This is a genomic window from Pantoea sp. S18 (assembly GCF_045689705.1).
GTDB lineage: Bacteria > Pseudomonadota > Gammaproteobacteria > Enterobacterales > Enterobacteriaceae > Pantoea > Pantoea symbiotica.
This window is the reverse complement of record NZ_CP142689.1, coordinates 200,701-222,983: the sequence shown is the minus strand read 5'-3', so window position 1 is coordinate 222,983 and position 22,283 is coordinate 200,701. Positions and strand designations below refer to the sequence as shown.

General features: G+C 55.2%; 16 protein-coding genes. 10 read left to right on the top strand and 6 right to left on the bottom strand.

What is annotated here, in order from left to right:
* Positions 1–99 precede the first annotated feature (99 nt).
* The gene (locus tag VIJ98_RS20915) at positions 100–252 is read left to right on the top strand and encodes a KGG domain-containing protein (RefSeq protein WP_008110189.1); all 153 of its coding nucleotides are present in this window, start codon (positions 100–102) and stop codon (positions 250–252) included.
* Between the two features lie 250 nt (positions 253–502).
* A complete protein-coding gene (locus VIJ98_RS20910) occupies positions 503–1,399 on the top strand; it encodes an SDR family oxidoreductase (protein ID WP_061719609.1) in 897 nt (298 codons plus the stop codon).
* 30 nt (positions 1,400–1,429) lie between these two features.
* Here the strand turns inward: VIJ98_RS20910 and VIJ98_RS20905 are convergent, their stop codons facing one another.
* Positions 1,430–2,341 carry a LysR family transcriptional regulator gene (locus VIJ98_RS20905; RefSeq protein ID WP_154156764.1) on the bottom strand — a complete coding sequence of 304 codons (912 nt, stop codon included), beginning with the start codon at positions 2,339–2,341 and terminating at the stop codon, positions 1,430–1,432.
* 147 nt (positions 2,342–2,488) lie between these two features.
* Between VIJ98_RS20905 and VIJ98_RS20900 the strand changes: the two genes are divergently transcribed.
* Positions 2,489–3,235 (top strand): SDR family NAD(P)-dependent oxidoreductase, encoded by a 747-nt coding sequence (locus VIJ98_RS20900; protein WP_008110186.1) that lies wholly within the window; start codon positions 2,489–2,491, stop codon positions 3,233–3,235.
* 83 nt (positions 3,236–3,318) lie between these two features.
* Here the strand turns inward: VIJ98_RS20900 and VIJ98_RS20895 are convergent, their stop codons facing one another.
* Positions 3,319–3,678, bottom strand: a complete 360-nt coding sequence (locus tag VIJ98_RS20895) for a hypothetical protein (RefSeq protein WP_008110185.1) — start codon at positions 3,676–3,678, stop codon at positions 3,319–3,321.
* Positions 3,679–3,806: 128 nt separating this feature from the next.
* On the opposite strand from VIJ98_RS20895, the gene VIJ98_RS20890 reads away from it, so the two are divergent.
* Positions 3,807–4,556: a DeoR/GlpR family DNA-binding transcription regulator gene (locus VIJ98_RS20890; RefSeq protein ID WP_154156763.1), complete on the top strand. Its 750-nt coding sequence runs from the start codon at positions 3,807–3,809 to the stop codon at positions 4,554–4,556.
* A 60-nt stretch (positions 4,557–4,616) separates the two neighbouring features.
* Positions 4,617–5,507: an oxidoreductase gene (locus VIJ98_RS20885; RefSeq protein WP_154156762.1), complete on the top strand. Its 891-nt coding sequence runs from the start codon at positions 4,617–4,619 to the stop codon at positions 5,505–5,507.
* Position 5,508: 1 nt separating this feature from the next.
* On the opposite strand, the gene VIJ98_RS20880 is transcribed toward VIJ98_RS20885, so the two are convergent.
* The 3 genes from VIJ98_RS20880 to VIJ98_RS20870 form a co-directional block, all read right to left on the bottom strand.
* On the bottom strand, positions 5,509–6,288 hold the full coding sequence (locus tag VIJ98_RS20880) for a MipA/OmpV family protein (protein ID WP_154156761.1): 780 nt from the start codon (positions 6,286–6,288) through the stop codon (positions 5,509–5,511).
* 80 nt (positions 6,289–6,368) lie between these two features.
* Positions 6,369–7,637: a HAMP domain-containing sensor histidine kinase gene (locus tag VIJ98_RS20875; protein ID WP_323271336.1), complete on the bottom strand. Its 1,269-nt coding sequence runs from the start codon at positions 7,635–7,637 to the stop codon at positions 6,369–6,371.
* Positions 7,634–8,335, bottom strand: coding sequence for a response regulator transcription factor (locus VIJ98_RS20870; RefSeq protein WP_323271335.1), 702 nt, complete (start codon positions 8,333–8,335; stop codon positions 7,634–7,636). The genes VIJ98_RS20875 and VIJ98_RS20870 overlap by 4 nt, the downstream gene beginning before the upstream one ends.
* Positions 8,336–8,641: 306 nt before the next feature.
* Between VIJ98_RS20870 and proP the strand changes: the two genes are divergently transcribed.
* From proP to glgX, 4 genes are all read left to right on the top strand, one after another.
* Positions 8,642–10,081: a glycine betaine/L-proline transporter ProP gene (gene proP / locus VIJ98_RS20865; protein WP_008106356.1), complete on the top strand. Its 1,440-nt coding sequence runs from the start codon at positions 8,642–8,644 to the stop codon at positions 10,079–10,081.
* A 335-nt stretch (positions 10,082–10,416) separates the two neighbouring features.
* Positions 10,417–12,201, top strand: a complete 1,785-nt coding sequence (treZ, locus tag VIJ98_RS20860) for a malto-oligosyltrehalose trehalohydrolase (protein ID WP_323271334.1) — start codon at positions 10,417–10,419, stop codon at positions 12,199–12,201.
* Positions 12,198–14,684, top strand: a complete 2,487-nt coding sequence (treY, locus tag VIJ98_RS20855; protein ID WP_154156757.1) for a malto-oligosyltrehalose synthase — start codon at positions 12,198–12,200, stop codon at positions 14,682–14,684. Before treZ ends, treY begins: the two co-directional genes overlap by 4 nt.
* A 35-nt stretch (positions 14,685–14,719) precedes the next feature.
* Positions 14,720–16,792: a glycogen debranching protein GlgX gene (glgX, locus tag VIJ98_RS20850; RefSeq protein WP_323271333.1), complete on the top strand. Its 2,073-nt coding sequence runs from the start codon at positions 14,720–14,722 to the stop codon at positions 16,790–16,792.
* Between the two features lie 78 nt (positions 16,793–16,870).
* On the opposite strand, the gene VIJ98_RS20845 is transcribed toward glgX, so the two are convergent.
* Positions 16,871–20,314: an autotransporter outer membrane beta-barrel domain-containing protein gene (locus tag VIJ98_RS20845; RefSeq protein ID WP_323271332.1), complete on the bottom strand. Its 3,444-nt coding sequence runs from the start codon at positions 20,312–20,314 to the stop codon at positions 16,871–16,873.
* Between the two features lie 289 nt (positions 20,315–20,603).
* On the opposite strand from VIJ98_RS20845, the gene VIJ98_RS20840 reads away from it, so the two are divergent.
* A complete protein-coding gene (locus VIJ98_RS20840) occupies positions 20,604–22,247 on the top strand; it encodes a methyl-accepting chemotaxis protein (RefSeq protein ID WP_323271331.1) in 1,644 nt (547 codons plus the stop codon).
* The last annotated feature ends 36 nt before the right edge of the window (positions 22,248–22,283 follow it).

The window sequence follows — 22,283 nt, the reverse complement described above, 5'->3', positions numbered from 1 at the left end:
TGATTAATCTGAAGCTCGCTAATCTTAAATTTGCAGCACGGGCATGGCGTTGAAGCAGTTATTTCCGCCATGCAACAACAACTCACGAGAGGATGTTTTATGGCTGAGCATAGAGGCGGTTCCGGTAATTTCGCTGACGATAAAAAGAAAGCGTCAGATGCCGGTAAAAAAGGCGGAGAAAAAAGCGGCGGTAGTTTCAAAGACGATCCCGCTAAAGCGTCAGAAGCAGGTAAGAAAGGCGGTAAGAAGTAGTCATCAACGCTGTAAATAGCACACAGCACCTTGGAATCCCGCCAGGGCACGGACGCCCTCAGAATTATCCCATTCAGTTTTATCCATCTGAAATAAATACCGTTAATAACCTTACGTTACTGCATTCCATTTTTATCCCCCTTAACTTGCCGTTTCGTCTTAATAAATCTGATTGTTCACTTTCTAACGTGACAAATATCACATTTATGCCAGGCTTAATTTATTCACCTCATGCGACAAGGAGATATATATGACAACGCAAGCCACCAATAAAACCTTAATTACTGAAGCGTATCCGGTTCCGCCTTTTAAAAAGCAGACGCAACCGATGCCAGGTTTGGCGAGCAAAATGGATCCCCGTCCCGATCATGGTGAAACCAGCTATCGTGGTACCGGCAGATTGACCGGCCGTAAAGCGCTTATCACCGGCGGCGATTCCGGTATTGGTCGCGCCGTAGCCATCGCTTATGCCCGTGAAGGTGCCGATGTGGCTATCAACTTCCTGCCGGAAGAAGAAGCCGATGCAGCAGAAGTGGTGAAACTGATTGAAGCCGAAGGCCGCAAAGCGGTGGCGATCCCGGGTGACATTCGTTCCGAAGCGTTCTGCCAGAAGCTGGTCGACCAAGCCGCTGAACAGTTGGGCGGATTGGATATTCTGGTGAATAACGCCGGACGTCAGCAATTCAACGAATCGATTCGCACGCTTTCCACTGAAGACTTTGACGCCACCTTCAAAACCAACGTCTATGCGATGTTCTGGATCACCAAAGCGGCGCTGAAATATCTGCCAGCGGGCTCCTCCATCATTAACACCTCTTCAGTGCAGGCCTATGATCCTAGCGCGATATTGCTGGATTATGCGCAGACCAAAGCCTCGATTGTCGCCTTCACTAAAGCGCTGGCAAAACAACTGGGTAAAGAGCAGATCCGCGTCAATGCTGTTGCGCCTGGCCCATACTGGACCGCGCTGCAGGTAAGCGGCGGACAGCCGCAAGAGAAAGTGGAGAAGTTTGGTGCATCCGCACCGCTGGGCCGTCCGGGACAACCGGCTGAAATCGCCCCGCTCTACGTCACCTTTGCGGATGTGAAAAACAGCTTCACCTCCGGCCAGGTTTGGTGCTCAGACGGCGGCACCGGCACGCTGTAATTATTCGTGAGGTCGCCATGCATGGCGACCCTACATTGTCCCGTTCAATCGCCCTGGAAAAACTTCCCGCAGCCATTCAATAAACACCCGCAACCGCTGCGTCAGATGGCGATTCTGTGGATACACCACATGAAACGGATAATTCGCCGGACGCCACGCCGCAAGAATCTCGACCAATTTTCCCGCCTGTAAATCTGCCGCCGCTGCGTAGCGGAAAGTCTGAATGATCCCTAATCCCGCAACCGCTGTCGCCAGATGCGCGTTACTTTCATTGACGCCAATCCGATGATCGCTCTTAATTTCCAGCTGCTCTTCACCCTGTGTAAAACGAAACGGAAACGCCCTGCCGCTCTGCGGCGACAAATAGCTCACCATACGATGACCATTTTTCAGCTCTTGCGGATAAGCTGGCACGCCGTAGGTTTTCAGATAACCCGGCGCGGCGCAGGTAATCATCTCCGCATCCCCCAAATGTCGCGCCACCAGCGACGAATCGCTGAGCGGACCACCGCGAATCACGCAATCAACGTTACCGCTGATCAAATCCACCGCGCGATCCGCAACGCCAAGATCGATACGGATGTCCGGATAACGAGCGATGAAATCGGGCAGCGCCGGTATCAACACATCGCGCGCGGTTGATCCGCCAATATCAATACGCAGATAGCCGCCGGGTTTAGCGCTTTCAGCGTTGAACGAGTGATCGATATCTTCCAAATCACGCACAATGCGCAGCGCTTTTTCGTAGTAATCATGCCCTTCCGGCGTCACCGTGACGCGCCGCGTGGTGCGCTGTAGCAAGCGAATGCCAAGATGCGCTTCCAGTTCCTGCACCAGTTTGCTCAGCGTGGCGTTCGGCATGTCGAGTGAATCCGCCGCACGCGTAAAGTTGCCCGCTTCGACTACGCGCGCAAACGCCTTTATCGCCATTAACTGATCCATGCTGTTTTCCGTTGCATTCGATTATCCACAAACAGGAATAGTCATTTCGATTTTACACCATTTATCAGTAAACGCCGTGGCGTTAGATTGCTTCTCATGCACTGCATCGCAGTCATCAAAACCTCAGCACACATTGGAGAAGCAAACATGAACGCACTCAACGGTAAAATTGCATTGGTAACCGGCGGCACAACCGGCATTGGTCTGGCATCCGCGCAGGAATTGGCAGCACAAGGCGCACGCGTGTTTATCACCGGTCGTCGTCAGGCGGAACTTGATGCGGCAGTTGCCAGCATCGGTTCTAGCGCCAGCGGTATTCGCGCCGACGCTTCGGTGCTGAGCGACCTCGACAACGTTTATGCGGAAATCGCGAAACAAGCCGGCCGCCTCGATATCCTGTTCGCCAACGCCGGTGGCGGCGACATGCTGCCGCTCGGCGCCATCACCGAAGAGCATTTCGACCGTATCTTTGGTACCAACGTGCGCGGCGTGCTGTTCACCGTGCAGAAAGCGCTGCCGCTGCTGAGCGACAACGCCTCGGTGATCCTTACTTCTTCAACCACATCGGTTCAGGGCACCGCCGGATTCAGCGTATATAGCGCCAGTAAAGCCGCAGTGCGCAACTTTGCCCGCTCGTGGGCGCTGGATGTGAAAGATCGCGGTATTCGCGTCAACGTGGTCAGCCCCGGCCCGGTGCGCACGCCAGGTTTAGGTGGTTTGGTGCCTGAAGATCAACAGCAAGGATTGTTTGATGCGCTGGCGGCGCAGGTGCCGTTGGGTCGTCTTGGCGAACCCGGCGAGATTGGTAAAGTGGTGGCGTTTTTAGCGTCCGATGCGTCCAGCTTTATCAACGCCGCAGAGTTGTTTGTTGATGGCGGTATGGCGCAGGTGTAACGCTTACCAGGTCGCCATAAATGGCGACCCTACGAATATTTGCGTTTTTTGTAGGGTCGCCATTCATGGCGACCACGCCTTTTCTACGCCTCAACCACCGGAATCTCATCCAACTGGGTAAAAATCGAAATCCCCCGCTCCTTGCCAATCCGCACATCGTTATCCGCACCCTGAGAAGCGCCCGGAATGCGCAGGATGGCATCGCAACAGTGAATCAAGCGATGCGCTACCGGATAGAGAAAAGATTCACTGATTTCATCGCCAATCTTCTGCGAACCGGCCGCGCTTGCCAGCGGCAACGCCAGCCATTCACCAATCACCGGCGTATGTCCACGCTGGTAGACCTGCAGGGCAATCTGGTCTAATTTCTTAATATTTTCATGAATTAACACTTCATTGCCGTTGGTGCCGCTGCGTACCGGTCCTGCGATAAGAATTAACATTGGGCTTCTCCAGAGGTTCGATATTTAGGGCAAGCGTTTTTTTGCACGTTTGCCCGATTCTTGGTGACAAAATCTACGCTAACATGCATAATCGTGCAGATACAAGCAAAAACATGAATGAGAAATTGATGCTCTCCAGTCAACGTAAACAGCAAATCCTCGCTATTCTGTCCGAGGAAAAACAGGTGATGTCGAGCGAGCTAAGCCAGCGTTTCGCGGTGTCGGAAGACTCGATTCGCCGCGATCTGCGTGAGTTAGCAGCCGAAGGATTACTGCAACGGGTGCACGGCGGTGCGCTGCCGGTTTCTGCGGCTATCGCACCGTTTGAAACACGCAAAAGCGTGCAGATCAGCTCCAAGCGCCTTATCGCGCAGAAAGCGGTACAGCTTATTCAGCCCGGACAAGTGGTGATTATCGATGGCGGCACCACCACCGCCGAGATGGTAAAGCTGCTACCACCTGATTTGGCCTTTACCGTGGTGACGCACAGTCCAAGCATCGCCGTGGCGCTGGTGGATTATCCGCAGGTTGAAGTGATCATGATTGGCGGCTTGCTGTATCGCCATTCGGTGGTTGCGGTGGGTGCGGCGGTGCTGGAAGCGATTGCGCGGATTAATGCCGATCTGTTCTTCATGGGCGTGACCGGCGTACACAAAACCGCAGGATTAACCACCGGCAATTACGAAGAAGCCAGTGTGAAACGCGCGCTTTCCGCACGCGCGGCGGAAACGGTGGTGATGGTATCGAATGAAAAGCTGAATTCCGCCTCGGCGTTTGCCATCGGCGAGCTGTCTCTGGCGAGTACGTTGATCGTTGATACTCAGCCCGATGACGAAATGTGCCAACTGCTGCGGAAAAAGCACATAACCGTGCTGTAAACGGCTATTCTTCGCTGCTGAACAAACGATCTGCCACTTGATAATCAGGAGCTTAATAAGATGTCTGAGAATCCCACCATCGCCCTTATTGGACCGGGCGCGATTGGCACCACTATCGCGGCGGCACTGCATGAAGTTGGACGCACGCCAACGATTTGCGGGCGTACTGCGCATCAGCAGCTCGAACTGCGTCACGACAGCGGCAAAATTATCGTTCCCGGCCCGGTGCTCACCAATCCCGCCGAGATCGCGCAGCCGTTCGATCTGGTGTTTGTGGCGGTAAAAACCACTCAGGTTGAGGACACCGCGCCGTGGCTCGCAGCGCTGTGCAATGAAAAAACCGTGGTGTGCGCGCTGCAGAATGGCGTTGAGCAGAAAAGCCAACTCGCACCCTACGTCAATGGCGCGACCGTGCTGCCGTCGGTGGTGTGGTTCCCAGCCCAGCGCGAGCCGGATGCTTCGGTTTGGCTGCGCGAAAAGCCGCGCCTGACGCTGCCAGAAACCCCGCAGGCTGAACGTGTGGTTGCGGCTCTAAAAGATACGCGCTGCGCAGTCGATCTCTCTGCTGATTTCCTCACCATTGCCTGGCGCAAGCTACTGCAAAACGCAGTTGCCGGTTTGATGGTGCTGTCGAATCGTCGTGCGGGCATGTTCCAGCGCGAAGACATAACCGCGCTGGCGCTGGCCTATTTACAGGAGTGCCTGACAGTGGCACGCGCCGAAGGTGCCGCGTTGAAAGATGAAGTGCCGCAGGAGATTGTCGAACGCTTCCACCGCGCACCGAGTGATTTAGGCACTTCGATCCTTGCCGATCGCCAGGCCGATCGTCCGCTGGAGTGGGATATCCGCAATGGCGTGGTGCAGCGATATGGCCGGGCGCGCGGCATTCCGACGCCAATCAGCGATGTGATTGTGCCGCTGCTGGCGGCCGGTAGCGAAGGTCCGGGCTAAATTAAAAGCGCCACGCCGCATACAACACGCCGCTCGCCTGACCTTTTTCCTCGGTAATTGGGCTGTCGGCGGCGTGGTTCTCCAGATGCTGCGCATTTACCCGCGCGCCAATCAGCCACGCTGGCGTCAGCGCATACTCCACTCCCGCTTCCCAACCCACTTTTTCTATGCCGGCTCCGGCATCGTAGCGCGCCAAACCGCTGCGCGCCGACTGCGCTGCCGTGACGCCATATTGCGTCTGCATGTAATCGCTGTCGGCCCAACTGAGATTCGGCCCGGTGAACAGCCGCAGGCTTTGCGTTGGGCGCCATTGCAGATGCGCATAGGAGGCGAGTTTAAAGCCCTGCTGATTACCGCCCACATCCTGCGTCAAAATCACGCCGCCTTTAAAATAATCGTTCTCGTAAATCGCTGAGGTGAAGGCGCGTGGTGTGACATCAATGTCGCCCAATCCTTTTAAATGCGGATCATCAGATTCCTGGCGCGGTGAAATGTTAGTGCCAACGCCCAGCGCAAAAGTCCAGCGATCGGTTTTAACGACGTTCCAGCCGAGAGCGATCAGATCGTCCACGCCGCCGACAAACAGCGGGCCGTAATTGAGTTTGATCGCCGGCACAAAGTCGGTTTTGTTCTCTTTCGCGCCGGAGTATTTCGGTTTCACCCCGACGCCGCCGCCAATAAAACCAGAAAACTCATTCTGAGAGGAATCGGCAAGAACCGGGAAACTTGCCGCCGACAGCAGACAAAACAGCGCGAGAGGTTGAGCCAGGGTGGAATGCATCGACATCTTCCTTTATGAGCACAGAGTTATGAGCCCATTGCACCAGCCTTGTGTAACGCCGGTTTTTACCTCCGGTAAAGTTATGTAACAGCCAGCGGTAAACGCACGCAGAAACAGGCTCCGCCGCCAGCACGATTACTCACGCTGATGCTGCCGCCGTGATATTCGCTAATCGACCGCACCAGTGCCAGGCCCAAACCTGTGCCGTTGCCGCGATGAGTGAGGCGGTAAAACGGCTGGAAAATACGCTCCAGTTCTTCATGCGGAATGCCGGGACCGCGATCCTGCACCTCGAGCGTAAAGTGCCGATCCGCCGCGTGCCGGAGCGCGACGCAAATTTCCGGCCCGGCGTAGCGCAGCGCGTTCTCAAGCAGGTTGCGCAGCAAGCGGCGAATCAGCCGCGCATCGACCTGCGCCACCACATGTTCGGCCTGCAACTCAATTTGCACGGCGGCGCACTCTTCCGCTGCGATCGCCGTGATATCAGCGGGCTGGAAATCGCCGCTGATGGCGTTGCTCGCCATTTCCAGACGACTCAGCGTGAGAATCTCTTCCACCAGCGCATCCAGTTCACCGACGCTGCGCTGCAACTCGTGGCGCGTTGGCGAATCGTCTGATGCCAGTAGTGCCGCCGCCATCTGAATGCGCATCAGCGGTGAACGTAATTCGTGCGAAGCATTCGCCAGCATGGTTTTTTGCGACTGCACCAACTGCTCGATCTGCGTCGCAGAACGGTTAAAGCTGGTGGCGAGTTGCGCCACTTCATCGCGTCCAGCCACCGTGACGCGCGCGCTGAGATTGCCGCGCCCCAGCGATTCGACGCTCTGCTGCAGCGACTCCAGCCGCGCGGTTAAGCGGCGTATTACCGGGAAGGAGATCAGCGCCACGCTGCCCGCCAATCCCAGCATCAGCAGAATAAACAGCCACGGACGTTTCTGCTGATCGCTCCTGAACTGCGTGACCAACACGCGTTTGTCCTTAAGCTGCCAGACGAAGCGCATGCCGTACCAGTCATCCTCGATCTGCCCAAAGGCGTCGCGCGGCGGGAATGCCAGCGGCGGATCAAGCGGGCGACTGAGCTGTTCACCATTGGCGGTAAACAGGGCAAAACGCGTGTGGGCGCGCTGCATCCAGCGATCCATCGCCGCCATTTGCACATCGCGCGGCGCATCAGCTGGCGGCAGGTTCTGCTCCACCAGTTCTGAAAAGGTGGCAAAAGCCTGCAGATTCGGATTGTCATCTTTGTTCCACAGCCAGAGCGCAATGGTGCAGATCACCACCATAAACAGCGCGCAGCTGAAGGCGAAGAAGATCTGCAGATGCAGCGGAAAATCGGCGAGACGCTTCATGCACTGGGCAACGCCGAGAACACATAGCCGACGCCGCGCACGGTGATGATGCGTTTCGGCGCACGCGGATCGTCTTCGATAAGCTGGCGGATGCGGCCAATATGCACATCAATCGCCCGATCAAAGCTGTCGTAAGTTTCACCGCGCACCGACTGCCAGATTTGTTCACGATTCAGCACGCGTCCGGCCTGGCGCGCCAGCGAGACCAGCAGATCGAACTGTAACGAAGTGAGGGAACAGGCTTGCTGATTCAGCAGCACGGTACGCGCGGCGGTATCGATCTCCAGCGGGCCGGAACGAATAATGTGGTCGCTGTTTGCCCGACTGCCTGGCCTGATGCGGCGCAGCACCGCACGCATCCGTGCCAGCAGTTCGCGCGGCTCAAATGGCTTTGGCAAATAATCATCCGCACCCACCTCCAGCCCGATAATGCGATCAGCGGGATCGCCGCGCCCTGTCACCATAATGATCGCCGGTTCATGGTGACACTGGCTGCGAATCTCGCGGCACAGCGCTAAACCATCGGCATCGCCCAGCATCAAATCCAGCAATACCACATCAAATTCGCGCTGTTTCATTTTGAACTGCGCATCCTGCGCGCTGGCGCTGTGCACCACCTTAAATTCGTACTGCGTGAGGTAAGGCGCGATCATCTGGGCCAGCCGGTGATCGTCCTCAATTAACAGAACGGAGGTCATTTAATTTTCCAGGCAGAAGGTTACGCAGATGAGTTAAAGACAGCGTGTGGAGGCAATTAGTTTCGCTTCTGCTTCGGCCAGGTGCGCATGAATGCGCACCCTACAAAATCCCGCATGAGCGACTTTAATTTATTTCAACCGCTCGCAGCAGCCGCATCTGCCAGTGTTTTATCCCGCCAACTTGCGGGATATAGAAATCTTTACTAGGGTTTGCGCTTCTTCTGCCTCTTATAGCTTTCTTTTCCATTGAAGAAATTACGGCTGCGAAAGCTATGAGATCGCGCCATTTTCTAACCTGGGGAATATATGAGCACAGGAACGGATACAAATAATTCAACCACATCCAGTGGCTTAACTGTTGATGACATCACCGTCATCGACAACAAATTACTTAAACGCGCGGTCAGTGCCGCAGCCTTGGGTAACGCGATGGAGTGGTTTGATTTCGGCGTCTACAGCTATCTCGCCGTTATCATTGGCCAGGTGTTCTTTGCCGATGCCAGCGCTGCCGCGCAGTTAATCGCTTCGTTCGGTACCTTTGCTGCGGCGTTTTTAGTGCGTCCGATTGGCGGCATGGTGTTTGGTCCGCTCGGCGACCGCATTGGTCGTCAGAAGGTGTTGGCGTTAACCATGATCATGATGTCGATCGGTACCTTCTGTATTGGTCTGATCCCGAGCTACGCCAGCATCGGTATCGCCGCGCCGATTCTGCTGCTGCTCGCGCGCTTACTGCAGGGCTTCTCCACCGGCGGTGAATATGGCGGTGCCGCTACTTTTATCGCGGAATACTCCACCGATAAGCGTCGCGGTTTTATGGGCAGTTTCCTTGAGTTCGGTACGCTGGGCGGCTATCTGCTGGGGGCCAGCCTGGTTACCGCGATGATCGCCTTCCTACCGCATCAAACCATGATGGATTGGGGATGGCGTGTGCCGTTCTTCCTCGCTGCGCCGTTGGGTCTGTTCGGCCTCTACATCCGCTTGAAACTGGAAGAGACGCCTGCGTTTAAAGATCACATGGATAAACGTGAAGAGATGGAGCACAACAAACCGCGCCTGAGCGTGTGGCAGATGCTGCGCGATCAACGTAAACCGCTGCTGAAATGTATCGGTCTGGTGCTGCTGTTCAACGTCTCCAACTATATGTTGACCGCCTACATGCCGAGCTATTTAACCGGTGTGCTCGGGATGAGTGAACTATCCGGCCTGATGTTGGTGATGGTGATTATGTTTATCATGATGCCGCTGACGTTGATGTGGGGACATTTAACCGACCGCATTGGCCGCCGCCCGGTGATTGGTTTAGGCGCGCTGGGCTTAATTGTGCTGGCGATCCCGAGCTACATGTTGATTGGTTCCGGCAACATGCTGCTGGTGTTTGCCGGATTGGCGATTCTCGGCTTGTTGCATACCTGCTTCAGCGGCACCATGCCGGCAACATTACCGGCGCTGTTTGTTACCGATATTCGTTACAGTGCGCTGGCGATTGGTTTTAACTTATCGGTTTCATTGTTTGGTGGTACTACACCGCTGATCACCGCATGGCTGGTGGATACCACGCACAATAATCTGATGCCGGCGTATTACATGATCGGTGCCGGGATTATTGGTTTGCTGACGGTATTAACCTTGAGTGAAACGGCGCGTAAACCGCTGAAAGGTTCATCTCCTGCGGTGGCGACAGAAGCAGAAGCGCATCGTTTGATCGATAAGCTGCGTAAACGCAAGGTGAAGCATAAACCGGCGTAAATCGCAGGCCGCATCCACAGAGGTCGCCATGAATGGCGACCCTACGGGTGATTTTGTAGGGTCGCCATTTATGGCGACCTTGTGAGAGTCCGGCGCAGTTTGTAGGGTCGCCATTAATGGAGACCCCATCTAACCGAAGCGTAAAAATCCCCCGCTTATTCGATAATTTCCGAAACCCACCTGAAATCCACCTTCTCGCGCCAGAAAAGGCGAAAATATCGACTATGATCTGTAGTCCGACCCAACGTTAGTCCCCATTTTTATATCGTTTTCAGCCAGTAGCGAATCGCTTGATGTCGTCCATTGCCCCTGCGTGGGCTAAACGAGGCAATTGAATGGAATTCAGATCATTTGAAAAATCCTGGGGCGCTGAAATTCTTGCTGATGACAGCGTCCGTTTTCGTGTTTGGGCACCCGGACAGCAGCACATCACCTTAAGAGTTGCCGACCATGATTCGGCCATGATTGACGCGGGCGACGGTTGGTTTGAACTGCAGGTCAGCGGCGTGACGCCCGGCGCAGAGTATAACTTTGTGCTGGACGATGGCACGGTGGTGCCCGATCCCGCCGCGCGCGCGCAAAAGGCTGACGTCAACGGTCCTTCGCTGGTTATCGATCCGCAAAGCTATCGCTGGCAGCACACCGAGTGGCAAGGTCGTCCGTGGCGTGAAACGGTGGTGTATGAGCTGCACATCGGCACCTTTACGCCAGAAGGCACTTTCCAGGCGGCGATAGCCAGGCTGCCGTGGCTGGCCGAGTTGGGCATCACGCAGCTGGAAGTGCTGCCGGTTTCACAGTTTGGCGGCAATCGCGGTTGGGGCTACGACGGCGTGTTGCTCTACGCTCCGCATGCGGCTTACGGATCGCCGGATGATTTCAAAGCCTTTATCGATGCCGCGCACGCGCACGGTTTGTCGGTGGTGCTGGATATTGTGCTCAACCACTTTGGCCCGGAAGGCAACTATCTGCCGCTGCTGGCGCCGGAATTTTTCCATCAGGAACGCATGACGCCGTGGGGCGCGGGCATTGCTTATGATGTCGATGCAGTGCGGCGCTACATCGTCGAAGCGCCGCTCTACTGGCTGCAGGAGTTTAATCTGGATGGGCTGCGTTTTGATGCCATCGATCAGATCGAAGACAGCTCTAGCAAGCATGCCTTGATTGAGATTGCCGAATGCATCCGTCAAGCGATTCCCGAGCACCCTATCCATCTCACCACTGAAGATTGCCGCAACGTCATCTTCCTGCATCCGCGTGATAAACAGGGCAACGCGCCGCTGTTTACTGGCGAGTGGAACGATGATTTCCACAACGCGGTGCACGTATTCGCCACCGGTGAAACCCACGCCTATTACGAAGATTTCGCCGACGTGCCAGAGAAACTCGTGGCGCGCGTGCTGACCGAAGGCTTTGCTTATCAGGGCGAGCTGTCGCCGCAGAGTGGGCAACGGCGCGGCGTGCCGAGCGCCAGCCAGCCGCCGGTGGCGTTCGTTGATTTCATCCAGAACCACGATCAGGTCGGTAACCGCGCGCAGGGCGATCGCTTGATCAGCCTGGCGGGCAGCGATCGCACCAAAGTGCTGCTGGCGACGCTGCTGCTGTCGCCGCACATTCCGCTGATGTTTATGGGCGAAGAGTATGGCGAAACCAATCCCTTCCTGTTCTTCACCGATTTCCACGGCGATTTGGCTAAAGCGGTGCGTGAAGGTCGCGCGAAGGAGTTCACCGGTCACGCCGGGCATGACGAAGAAGTGCCGGATCCTAACGCGGAGCAGACCTTCATCCGCTCGAAACTTGACTGGAATAAGCTGCAAACGCCTGCGGGCCAGAGCTGGCTGGCGTTAACGCGCGAGTTGCTGGCGCTGCGTCAGCAACACATCGTGCCGCTGCTGGCGGATGCGGGCGGCAACAGCGGCAAGGTGCTCGCCACCGCTGAAGGCTTTGTTGCCGTCAGCTGGCGTTTCCCGCAGGGCGTGCTGTCGCTGGCGCTGAATATCGGCAAGCTGACGCAACCTTTACCCACCATGCCAGGCCGCACGATTTTCGCCTGGCCGCAAGAAACTGAAGCATTACCCCAACACACCATTGTGGTGCGTTTGGATCAGGGAGCAACAAAATGAGCATTCCAACCGCGACGTACCGCATTCAGTTTCGCAACGGCATGACGTTTGATCGCGCTGCGGCGCTGGTGCCCTATCTGCAACGTCTTGGCATCAGCCATCTTTACGCGTCGCCGATTTTCAGCGCCACCGCCGAATCCACTCACGGTTACGATGTGACCGATGCCAATGAAATCGAACCGGCAATTGGTGGGCGTGACGGCTTCAATCGTCTGGTTGAAGCGTTGCAGGACGCGGAAATCGGCTTGATTCTCGACATCGTGCCAAACCATATGGCGGCTTCGCTGGAGAACGCATGGTGGCGCGATGTGATTGAGTATGGCGAGAGCAGCCGCTATGCCAATCACTTTGACATTGACTGGACGCGCCGCCTGACGCTGCCGTTTCTCGGCGACAGCTTCGAGAACGTTCTGGAAAACGGTGAGCTGAGCATCAAAGCGCATCCGGAAACCGGCCATCCAGCGCTGGCCTATTACGAAAGCTTTTACCCGCTGACACCCGCCAGCTGGCAGGATCGCGCCGACGAGGTGCTGGCGATCACCGATGCCAAAGCGATTGCCGAACTGCATGATCAGCAGCCGTGGCGCTTGATCAGCTGGCGCGATGCACGCAGCGAGCTCTCTTATCGCCGCTTCTTTGAGATCACCGGTTTAGTCGGCGTGCGCGTTGAGGATGAAGCGGTGTTTGCCGATTCCCACCAGCTGATTCTTGAGCTGGTGCGCTCGGGCGCGGTCAGCGGATTACGCGTCGATCACGTTGATGGCCTTGCCGATCCGCAAGGTTACTTGCGCCAGCTGCGTCAGGCCACCGGCCCGGATTGCTACATCACGGTGGAAAAGATCCTCGCTGAAGGGGAACAGATCCCTGACGACTGGCCGATTTCCGGCACCACCGGCTACGAATTTATTGCCGCGCTGTCGCACGCGCTGGTCGATGATTCGCAGATCGATACGCTGCATCTGGCCTATGAAGCCATCACCGGACAACGTAACGATGTTGAGGGCGGACTGCGCGTGGCGCGTGAATTAATGGTCGATCGCAATTTCGCCGGTGAGTTTGCACGTTTACTCAAGCTGGCGACGCAGATTGCCGCTTCCGAACATCGCAACCTCGGTGAAGCGGAGCTGCACGTCGCGCTGCGGGAAATCCTCATTGCCTTCCCGGTGTATCGCACTTACGGCCAGCAGGACGGTATGCCGCTGGAAGGTGAAGAGCTGCTGCAACAGGTGCTGGAAATCGTGAAAAACAGCGCGTCGCCGACGGCGCTAAGTTTGCTGCAGGCAATGCTGCTGGGCGCGGTTTCCGAAGAGAGCGATAAAGATGCACATGAATTCCGCGTGCGCTTCCAGCAACTGACCGGACCGCTAATGGCGAAGTCGGTGGAAGACACGCTGTTCTTCCGCAATCACGTAGCGTTAGCCATCAATGAAGTTGGCGCAGAGCCGCTACCGCATGCTTTCTCGCTGGCGCATTTCCACAGCGAGATGCAAACGCGGCTGCAACAACAACCCGATGGCATCTCTTCCACTTCAACCCACGACACCAAGCGTGGCGAAGATGCGCGTGCGCGGCTGTACACGCTGAGTGAAGCGCCTGCGCTGTGGGCGGAACACGTGACGCGCTGGCGGCAGATTAATCAGGCGAAGGTGGTTGAGCTGGAAGATGGCGCCGCACCGGAACCGGCGGTGGAATGGATGCTGTATCAGGCGTTAGCCGGCGTGTGGCCGACCACCTTGCAGCCGCAGGATGCCAGCCAACTCGAAGAACGCTTTATCCCCTTTGTCGAAAAAGCATTACGCGAAGCCAAGCTGCGTACCGATTGGGCAGAAAGTAATGAAGCCTACGAAAAGGCGGTGCTGGATTACGCACGCCATCTGCTTTCACCGGCTAATCAGCTGTTCCTCAGCGACTTCAGCCACGCGTTGCAGCCATTTATCCAGGCCGGACTGATCAACAGCCTGACGCAAACGGTGATCAAACTCACCGCGCCGGGCGTGCCGGATATCTATCAGGGCAGCGAAGCGCTGGATTTCAGCTTGGTCGATCCCGACAACCGCCGCACACCGGACTTTGCATTGCTGGAACAGCAGCTTGAAGAGTCTGAATCTCCCGATTTCAACGACGCGCAAAACTGGCTGAGCGGCAAGCTAAAACAACAGGTGATTGCCCGCCTTCTGCATCTGCGCCGCGATTATCCGCAGTTGTTCCGCGTAGGTGATTATCAGCCGCTACAGGTTAGCGGTGAACATCAGGAGAAAGTTATCGCCTTTGCGCGTCAGGATAGCGACCACGCACTGCTGGTGATCCTGCCGCGCCTGAGTTTCGACAACGCACAATGGACGCAAACCGAAGTAGAACTGACCGAATCACTCGCCCATCGCCACTATCGCAACTTATGGACAGGCGCAAGCTTGGCGATCGGCGATTACATCGCGCTGGATGAGGCGGCCTCGAGTGCGCCGTTGGTGCTGCTAAGCAGCTGATGCATTACCCGATTAATCTGTGTGGAGAATAATGGATGACAAGTAAGCCTCTAGAAATTACAGCAGGTTCGGGACAAGTGCTTGGCGCTAACTATGATGGCCAGGGCGTGAACTTTGCACTGTTTTCGGCCTGCGCTGAGCGCGTAGAGCTGTGTTTGTACGATGAGAGTGGCGAAAACGAAATCGCCCGCTTCGATTTGCCGGAATATACCCATGAAGTGTGGCACGGCTATATTCCCGGCTTGCAGCCTGGCGCGCTCTATGGTTATCGCGTGCACGGCCCGTACGAGCCGGAAAATGGTCATCGCTTTAATCCCAACAAACTGTTGCTCGACCCTTACGCGCGCGAACTGGCGGGCGAACTGCAGTGGGATGAGTCGCACTTCGCGTATGACCTGCACGATGACGAGAAGGATTTGAGTTTCGATACCCGCGACAGCGCGCCGTTTACGCCGAAATGCGTCGTCATCGATCCCAATGAATTCGACTGGCAGGATGCCAATCGCCCGAATATTCCGTGGTCGAAAACGGTGATTTATGAAGCGCACGTGAAAGGCTTCAGCCAGCTCAATCCGGCGGTGCCCGAAGAGATGCGCGGCACTTACGATGGTTTAAGCAATCAGGCTTCGATCGATTACATCAAAAGCCTCGGCGTAACCACCGTGGAGCTACTGCCGGTGCACGGTTTCCCGGACGATCAGCATCTGCTGGATCGCGGTCTGAAAAATTTCTGGGGCTACAACACGCTGGCGTTCTTCGCCCCGGCCACGCGCTACTTTGGTCCGCGCGGCATTCAGGGCTTCCGCGATATGGTGCGCGCCTTCCACGATGCCGGTATCGAAGTGATTCTTGATGTGGTCTATAACCACACCGCCGAGGGTAATGAACTCGGTCCAACTTTGTCGTTTAAAGGCATCGATAACTACTCCTATTACCGCACGCTGCCGGATCAGCATCGCTACTACATCAACGATACCGGCACCGGCAACACCGTGAATACCTCGCATCCGCGCGTGCTGCAGATGATCCTGGATTCGCTGCGTTATTGGGCAGAATCGATGCACGTTGATGGCTTCCGCTTCGATCTCGGCACCGTGCTGGGACGCGAGCCGGAAGGCTTTGACCAGCGCGGTGGCTTCTTCGATGCCATCATGCAGGATCCGGTGCTGTCCAGGTTGAAGCTGATTGGTGAGCCGTGGGATATCGGGCCGGGCGGCTATCAGGTTGGCGGCTTCCCGCCAGGCTGGGCGGAGTGGAACGATAAATATCGCGATACGGTGCGTGAGTACTGGAAAGGTGACATGGTCACGAATGATTTCGCCGCGCGCCTGCTTGGTTCCGGCGATCTCTACGATCAGCGCGGCCGCCGTCCGTGGGCCAGCATCAACTTCCTTACCGCGCATGATGGCTTCACGCTGAACGATTTGGTGTCGTACAACGAGAAACACAACGAAGCCAACGGCGAAGACAATAACGATGGCCATAATGAGAACCGTTCATACAACTACGGCGCGGAAGGCCCGACGGACGATGAAGGCATCAATGCGGTGCGCGAACGGCAGAAACGCAACTTCCTCGCCACGCTGCTGTTCTCGCACGGCACGCCGATGCTGTTGGCGGGCGATGAGTTTGGTCGTAGCCAGCTTGGCAACAACAACGGCTACTGTCAGGACAGCGAAATTTCATGGCTGCATTGGGAAAACCTTCCACCTTCCGCTGATGCGCTGCGCGACTTTACCCGGCATGTTCTGGCGTTAAGAGCCAAACAGCCGTTGCTGCGACGTGAGAGCTGGCGCGATGGTATGGAAATCAAATGGTTTAACGCCGGTGGCGGCTTCCAGCAGGCCGATCAATGGGATGATGGCACCACGCTCGGGGTGTATCTCGGTCGCCCGGATTTAGAGACGGAGGAAGGTATCTGGCATGATGTGTTGATGCTGTTTAATCCGTACGAAGGCAACGTGCCGTTCCGTATTCCGCAGTTTGGTGAAGGCGGCTGGGTGCTGGAGCTTTCGACTTCAGAAGGCGTTGAGAAGGGATTGGTGATTACTAAAGAGAAGGATTTCGAGCTGGAAGGCCGCAGTCTGGCGTTATTCCGCAGGCCATAATGATCAGGTGCGCATAAATGCGCACCTGGTAATTGTTCTCGTAGGGTCGCCATTCATGGCGACCTGCTACCCAACCAATCAGAAATTAACCTTCACGCCCACCATCGCGCTGGTATCGCTGTAACCTTTATCCCCCATCTGCTGACCAATATTGCCCCACAGATTGACGGTTTGATTCAGCTTGGCATCGACACCCACTTTCACTTCGCCGAGGTTACGCGCGCCGGCTTGCTGAACGCTGACGCCATTCATGCTGCTGCCGTAGCTTTCGGTGTTATGAACCCAGTTGGCTTCGATAAACGGTTCGAAGGTGCGGTTTTTGCCATCATCAATGGCGTTGTGGCCTTTGATATAGGCGCGCACACCCAGACGCGTTTGCACGTTGTTATCACCTTCACCGACCACGCGCGTGCCGTTGTGCTCTTTATGGTCATCCGCTTTCACGCCCATCCAGGTTGCCTGCGCTTTCGGTTGCAGATAGAAGCTGGAACGCTCGCTCATCTCCGCAACTTTGAAGGCGTAGCCAGCTTCAACAGAGGCGGTAATGCCTTTGGATTTGTAGCTCTCTTCCGCGATGCCATCACCCTTCACGCTGTTATCGAACCAGTTGTAGAGCATCCAGCTGTCAACATACGCACCAGTCTTGTCAGCATTATCCTGCAACCAGGTCGCGTAAACGCCGGTGCTGTAACCGTGCACCTGACCTTTCGACGTGTAACCCGTTACGTTGGAGTGCGTGTTACTTTGCGCATTTGCGTAGCCGCCCATGACGCCAAGGTGGAAGCGGTCCGCACCGTTGCTGCTCCACTGGGCAATATCGCCGCCTAACTGCATCACATAACGGTTGCCGGTGGTTTTCAGCTGGCCGGAACTATCGCTGAAGCGCGTGTGTCCACCTGCGTTACGCAGCCACAGGCTGGTAGCGTGTTTCTTACCATCTGCGCCGATGTAGTGCGTCTCGCCTAAGCGATCATCCAGCGAAGTGGTGAACAGCGTGTTCGCTGCCGCAAGGTTGGCTGCGTAGCTGCCGGTTTCCGGACGCGTAATCGGTTTGCCTTTAACCGGTACTGCTCCAGAACCACTTCCGATTGGTGCGCCTGAACCGTCACCCACCACCGGAGCGCCAGTGTCGCCACCTACGCCGCCGACCACATCATCACGCAGCACCCATTTGTTGCCATCTTGCACTAAATGATAATCGTAAGCGCCCGCCACAATACGCCCCTGCTGAGCAAAGGTACCGTTGACGTTGCCATCGACACGAATCAGTTCGATGCCGTTAATGGTTGGCGCGCCTGTGCCGCCCGCATTCTGCACCACAACTTTGCTGTTACCGGTGTAATCGCCGCTAATAATGAGATCGTCCGTGACTGACGCGTCATCACCTAAATGGGTTTTGAAATCGAGCGTGCCGTTATTACTGGTCAGATTGCCAACCGTGACTTCGCTGTAACCGGTACCCGGCGCCGTCATGTTCAGGGTGCCGTTATCCAGCGTCAGATTATCGACGGCGGAGCTTTTGCTGACATTCCAGGCGCTGCCGTTTGAGACATTCAGCGTTTCCAGTGAACTCGTCGCCCCGTTCCACACGGAATTGTTGTCGAGGTTGATGATGTTTTTCGCGGTGTTGGCGCGATCAATCACCACATCACCGTTGAATACCGAGCCGTTATCGCCGGTCAGTTCGACATTGCTCAGCACACCGGCAGTATTGCCAGCACCTGCGGATAACAGCGTTGCGCCGGTTAACAAGGTGCCTGATGTCGTTACCTGAGTGTTCGCCGTTCCCGTTACCAACATCGCGGTGCCTTCAGGCGAAGTGACAGCACTGTCGGTCAGAGACAGAGTGTTATTGCTGATAGCGTCTGACTTGAACATTAAAGCTGTGCTGTTCGCACCCTGCATAGCGATCTGAGAATTACTCATCTCTACGTTATTATCACCTGCAGCCGAGCCCATGGTAAGGCCAGTCGACATATCCAGTGCGTCCTGGCTTTCAATATTCACGCGCAAATTCTTTGCGACAATATTACTTCCCCCGTATGCCTGAAGACCGCCACCTCTGACTGCACTGTTTATTTCCACATTATCCAGCGTTGAATGAACCCCGACTAACTGAATGCCGTTAACATTGGTTCCTGTGGTATTTACCTGGACATTTTTCGCGTTGAATGTTGTACCTGCTCCATTTGCATAAATCCCCGCCGCAACTTTAGCTTGTGACCCATCATTATTAATTATCACGTTGTCGATATTACTTGCGCCATTGGAATAGCCGTAAACAGTTGTCGCTCCACCACTGAGAGTGGCGTTATTGATATTTAATGCCCCCCCATTAATTGCCTGAACCGTTGAAGTTCCTCCCGTCGTCGTTACGCTGCCACCATCATAATTAACCACGGCATTACCGCCATTGGCACGAAGACCATAAGAGTTGACGCGATCGGTGAAGATATTGGTGTTGGTCAGATTAACCGTGCCGCCACCGTAAGCTAACACCGCTTCAGCTGAAGCCCCTGACGTAGTGATGTTGCTGTTATTAACGTTCAGAACGCTGCCTGCACCTGACGCTTTAGCGCCATTTGAAAAGTGACCTTCAGCGGTAATCTCGCTGTTATTCACCGTCATCTGAGCGCCGCCTGAAGCAAAGAGCGCATGTGCGGTATCACCTGCCGTATGGATGAGGCTGTCACTGATGGTGGTATTGCCAGCGGCTCCCGTACTAACCACACCAATAGCACCTTCTCCTGCTGTGTTGACTGAGCTGTTAGTCAGCGTCACGTAGCTATTGACGTTTTGTAATCCATAAGCGGTATTGCCGTTAGTGGTGATGTGCACACCGTCGCCCGATACAGTAGCACCATCTTTGACATAGATACCTTGCGCACCATTTGCTGCAGTCTTAATGGTGCTATCCGTGAGAGTCACATTTCCTGTTGTACCCGCAGCGACAATGCCGGTGGCATTCGCACCTGTGGTTGCCACGGAGCTATTCGCCAGGCTCACAGAACCATTACTGGTTTGAATACCATAGGCGGTTGTACCGCTGGTGGTGATATGCACACCATCGCCGGTTACGCTACCCGCGCCTTTGGCATAGATACCTTGTGCGTTAGTGCCCGCAGTATTGATCGTGGTGTTGTCCAGTTTGATAGTGGCATTGGTATCGACGAAGGCACCAAAGCCAGCGGCAGCAGTGGTGGTGACGCTACCGTTGCTGAAATTAATTACACCATTGTTAGTGGCACTCAATCCGCGCGCGAACTCACCTGAACCTGTCGCGGTAATGTTCTGACCGTCATAAGTCAGGGTTGCACCATTTGCGATAATTGATACGGCAAATACAGACGGAGAGGCTAAGGCCAGTGCCAGAGCAACACCAGAAACAGCGAACGCTTTATTGTTTGAGCTTCCTGCCGTAACAGCTGAGGAGCTTGATTTAACTTTTCCTTTAGCCAGTTCCGAAGCGACAACAAAACGCTGCATCGCGGCATTCCAGATCACACGAAATACTTTATTCATAGGATTTACTCTCTCTATACCCAGCAATTTTTAACCATTGCTGAAATGATAAAGAGCAGGTCTGTAGGAAAATATCGGAGAGCAAGCCGAGTCTTGTAGTCCATTACTTATCACGCATCTGAATCAGTCATCAGTGTGGGATGATGTTAATAATTGGTGTGATAAATAACCGAAGGCATAAATCATCGATAAAAAAATTAACTAATTTCCTCAAACTGCCGATGGTTATTAATCTGCCCTCTACCCTGTGCTGCCAAAGCCGGGATGCCTTAAGATTAAGGATAATAAAATGAACATCTCCCAACGTCTGTTTGCCACCTTTTCCATACTGTTTGCTGCCATCATCCTACAAGCTGTACTCGCCATTTCTCTGCTTTCAGGTTTTCAGGATCGTTTTGAATACGTACAGGCCAATGCGATTCCCTCGATCAAAGATCTGGGAAAACTGATTGATGGCAGTAACCAGCTGGCGTTAACGCTGTACAAACACAAAAGCCAGACCGACGACAGTAAAATGCCGGCGATTGAGAATGAGATCCAAAAACAGCTGGCGGACTTGAAATCACAAACCGATTACTACATGGCTAACGATATCTCCAATGATGAAGATAAGCGCTTAACGGAAGTTGCTTACACCAATATTGAGCATGTCATTGCCGCGCTTCCGCCTTTCTTAGCGGCATCACGCGCCCATCAGAATGACATCAGTCTGGATCTGATCAACGGACAAACCGGCATCGGTGCCGCAATTCGACAGCTGATTAGTGATTATCAAAAACAGCTGCAGCTGAATATCACCATCGGCGATGAACTGCGCGCCACCAACCGCAGCACCTTCCATTCGGTGCTGTGGACCACCATTGCTGGCGTTATCGCGACCGTGCTGATTTTTGGTGTGCTGTCGCTGTTCACCGTACTGCGCATTCGTCGCAGTTTGTCTGCGGCGGGCAAGGTGATGATGGCGGCCAGCGAGAACCTCGATTTAACCTTGAAGGCGGATGAAAGTCGTCGTGATGAAGTGGGCAACATGGCGCACTCGTTTAACATCCTAATGGATCGCGTATCAGGCGCCCTCTCGTCCGTGCGTCAGGCGTCACAATCGGTTAGCAGCGCATCGGTGCAGATCACCGCAGGCAATGAAGATCTTTCATCACGTACAGAACAGCAGGCGGCATCATTGGAACAAACCGCCGCTAGCATGACTGAGCTGAGCGAAACGGTACGTCAAACCGCCGATAACACGCGCCAGGCGAGTCAGCTTGCTGCTAACGCCAGCGGATTATCGGAGAAAAGCAGCACATCACTGACCACCATGCTTTCAACCATGGATAACATTCGTGGTAGCTCGCGCAAAGTGACCGAAATTGTCTCGATCATTGAAGGCATTGCTTTCCAGACCAATATCCTGGCGCTCAATGCTGCTGTTGAAGCCGCGCGTGCCGGGGAACATGGCAAAGGATTCGCCGTGGTCGCTGGTGAAGTGCGTAACTTATCGCAGCGTTCCACCACCGCCGCGCGTGAAATCAAGACGCTGATTGAAGAGTCCCATCGTTTGACCGAAGCCGGTGCCGCGCAGGCCAGCGACGTGGGCCGCAATATGAGCGTAATGAATGATGCCATTCATCAGGTGAGCCAGCTGGTGGAAGAGATTGCCGCCGCCGCCGTTGAGCAGAGCCAGGGCATTGTGCAGGTGCAGCAAGCGGTGAATCAGATGGACGATGTCACGCAGCAGAACGCCGCGCTGGTGGAAGAAGCTTCTGCCGCTTCGCAGTCGCTGCAGGAGCAGGCCGGGAATCTGAATCAGCTGGTGGGTAAATTCCATGTTGCGGGTGCAGGCGAGGTTAATCAGACGCAGGCTGTGGTACATAAGGCTTCATACGTTAAGCCATCGCGCGTTGCGGTGGTGAATGACGCAGATTGGCAGAGTTTTTAAGGTGTTTTAGCCGGTGCGCATGAATGCGCACCCTAC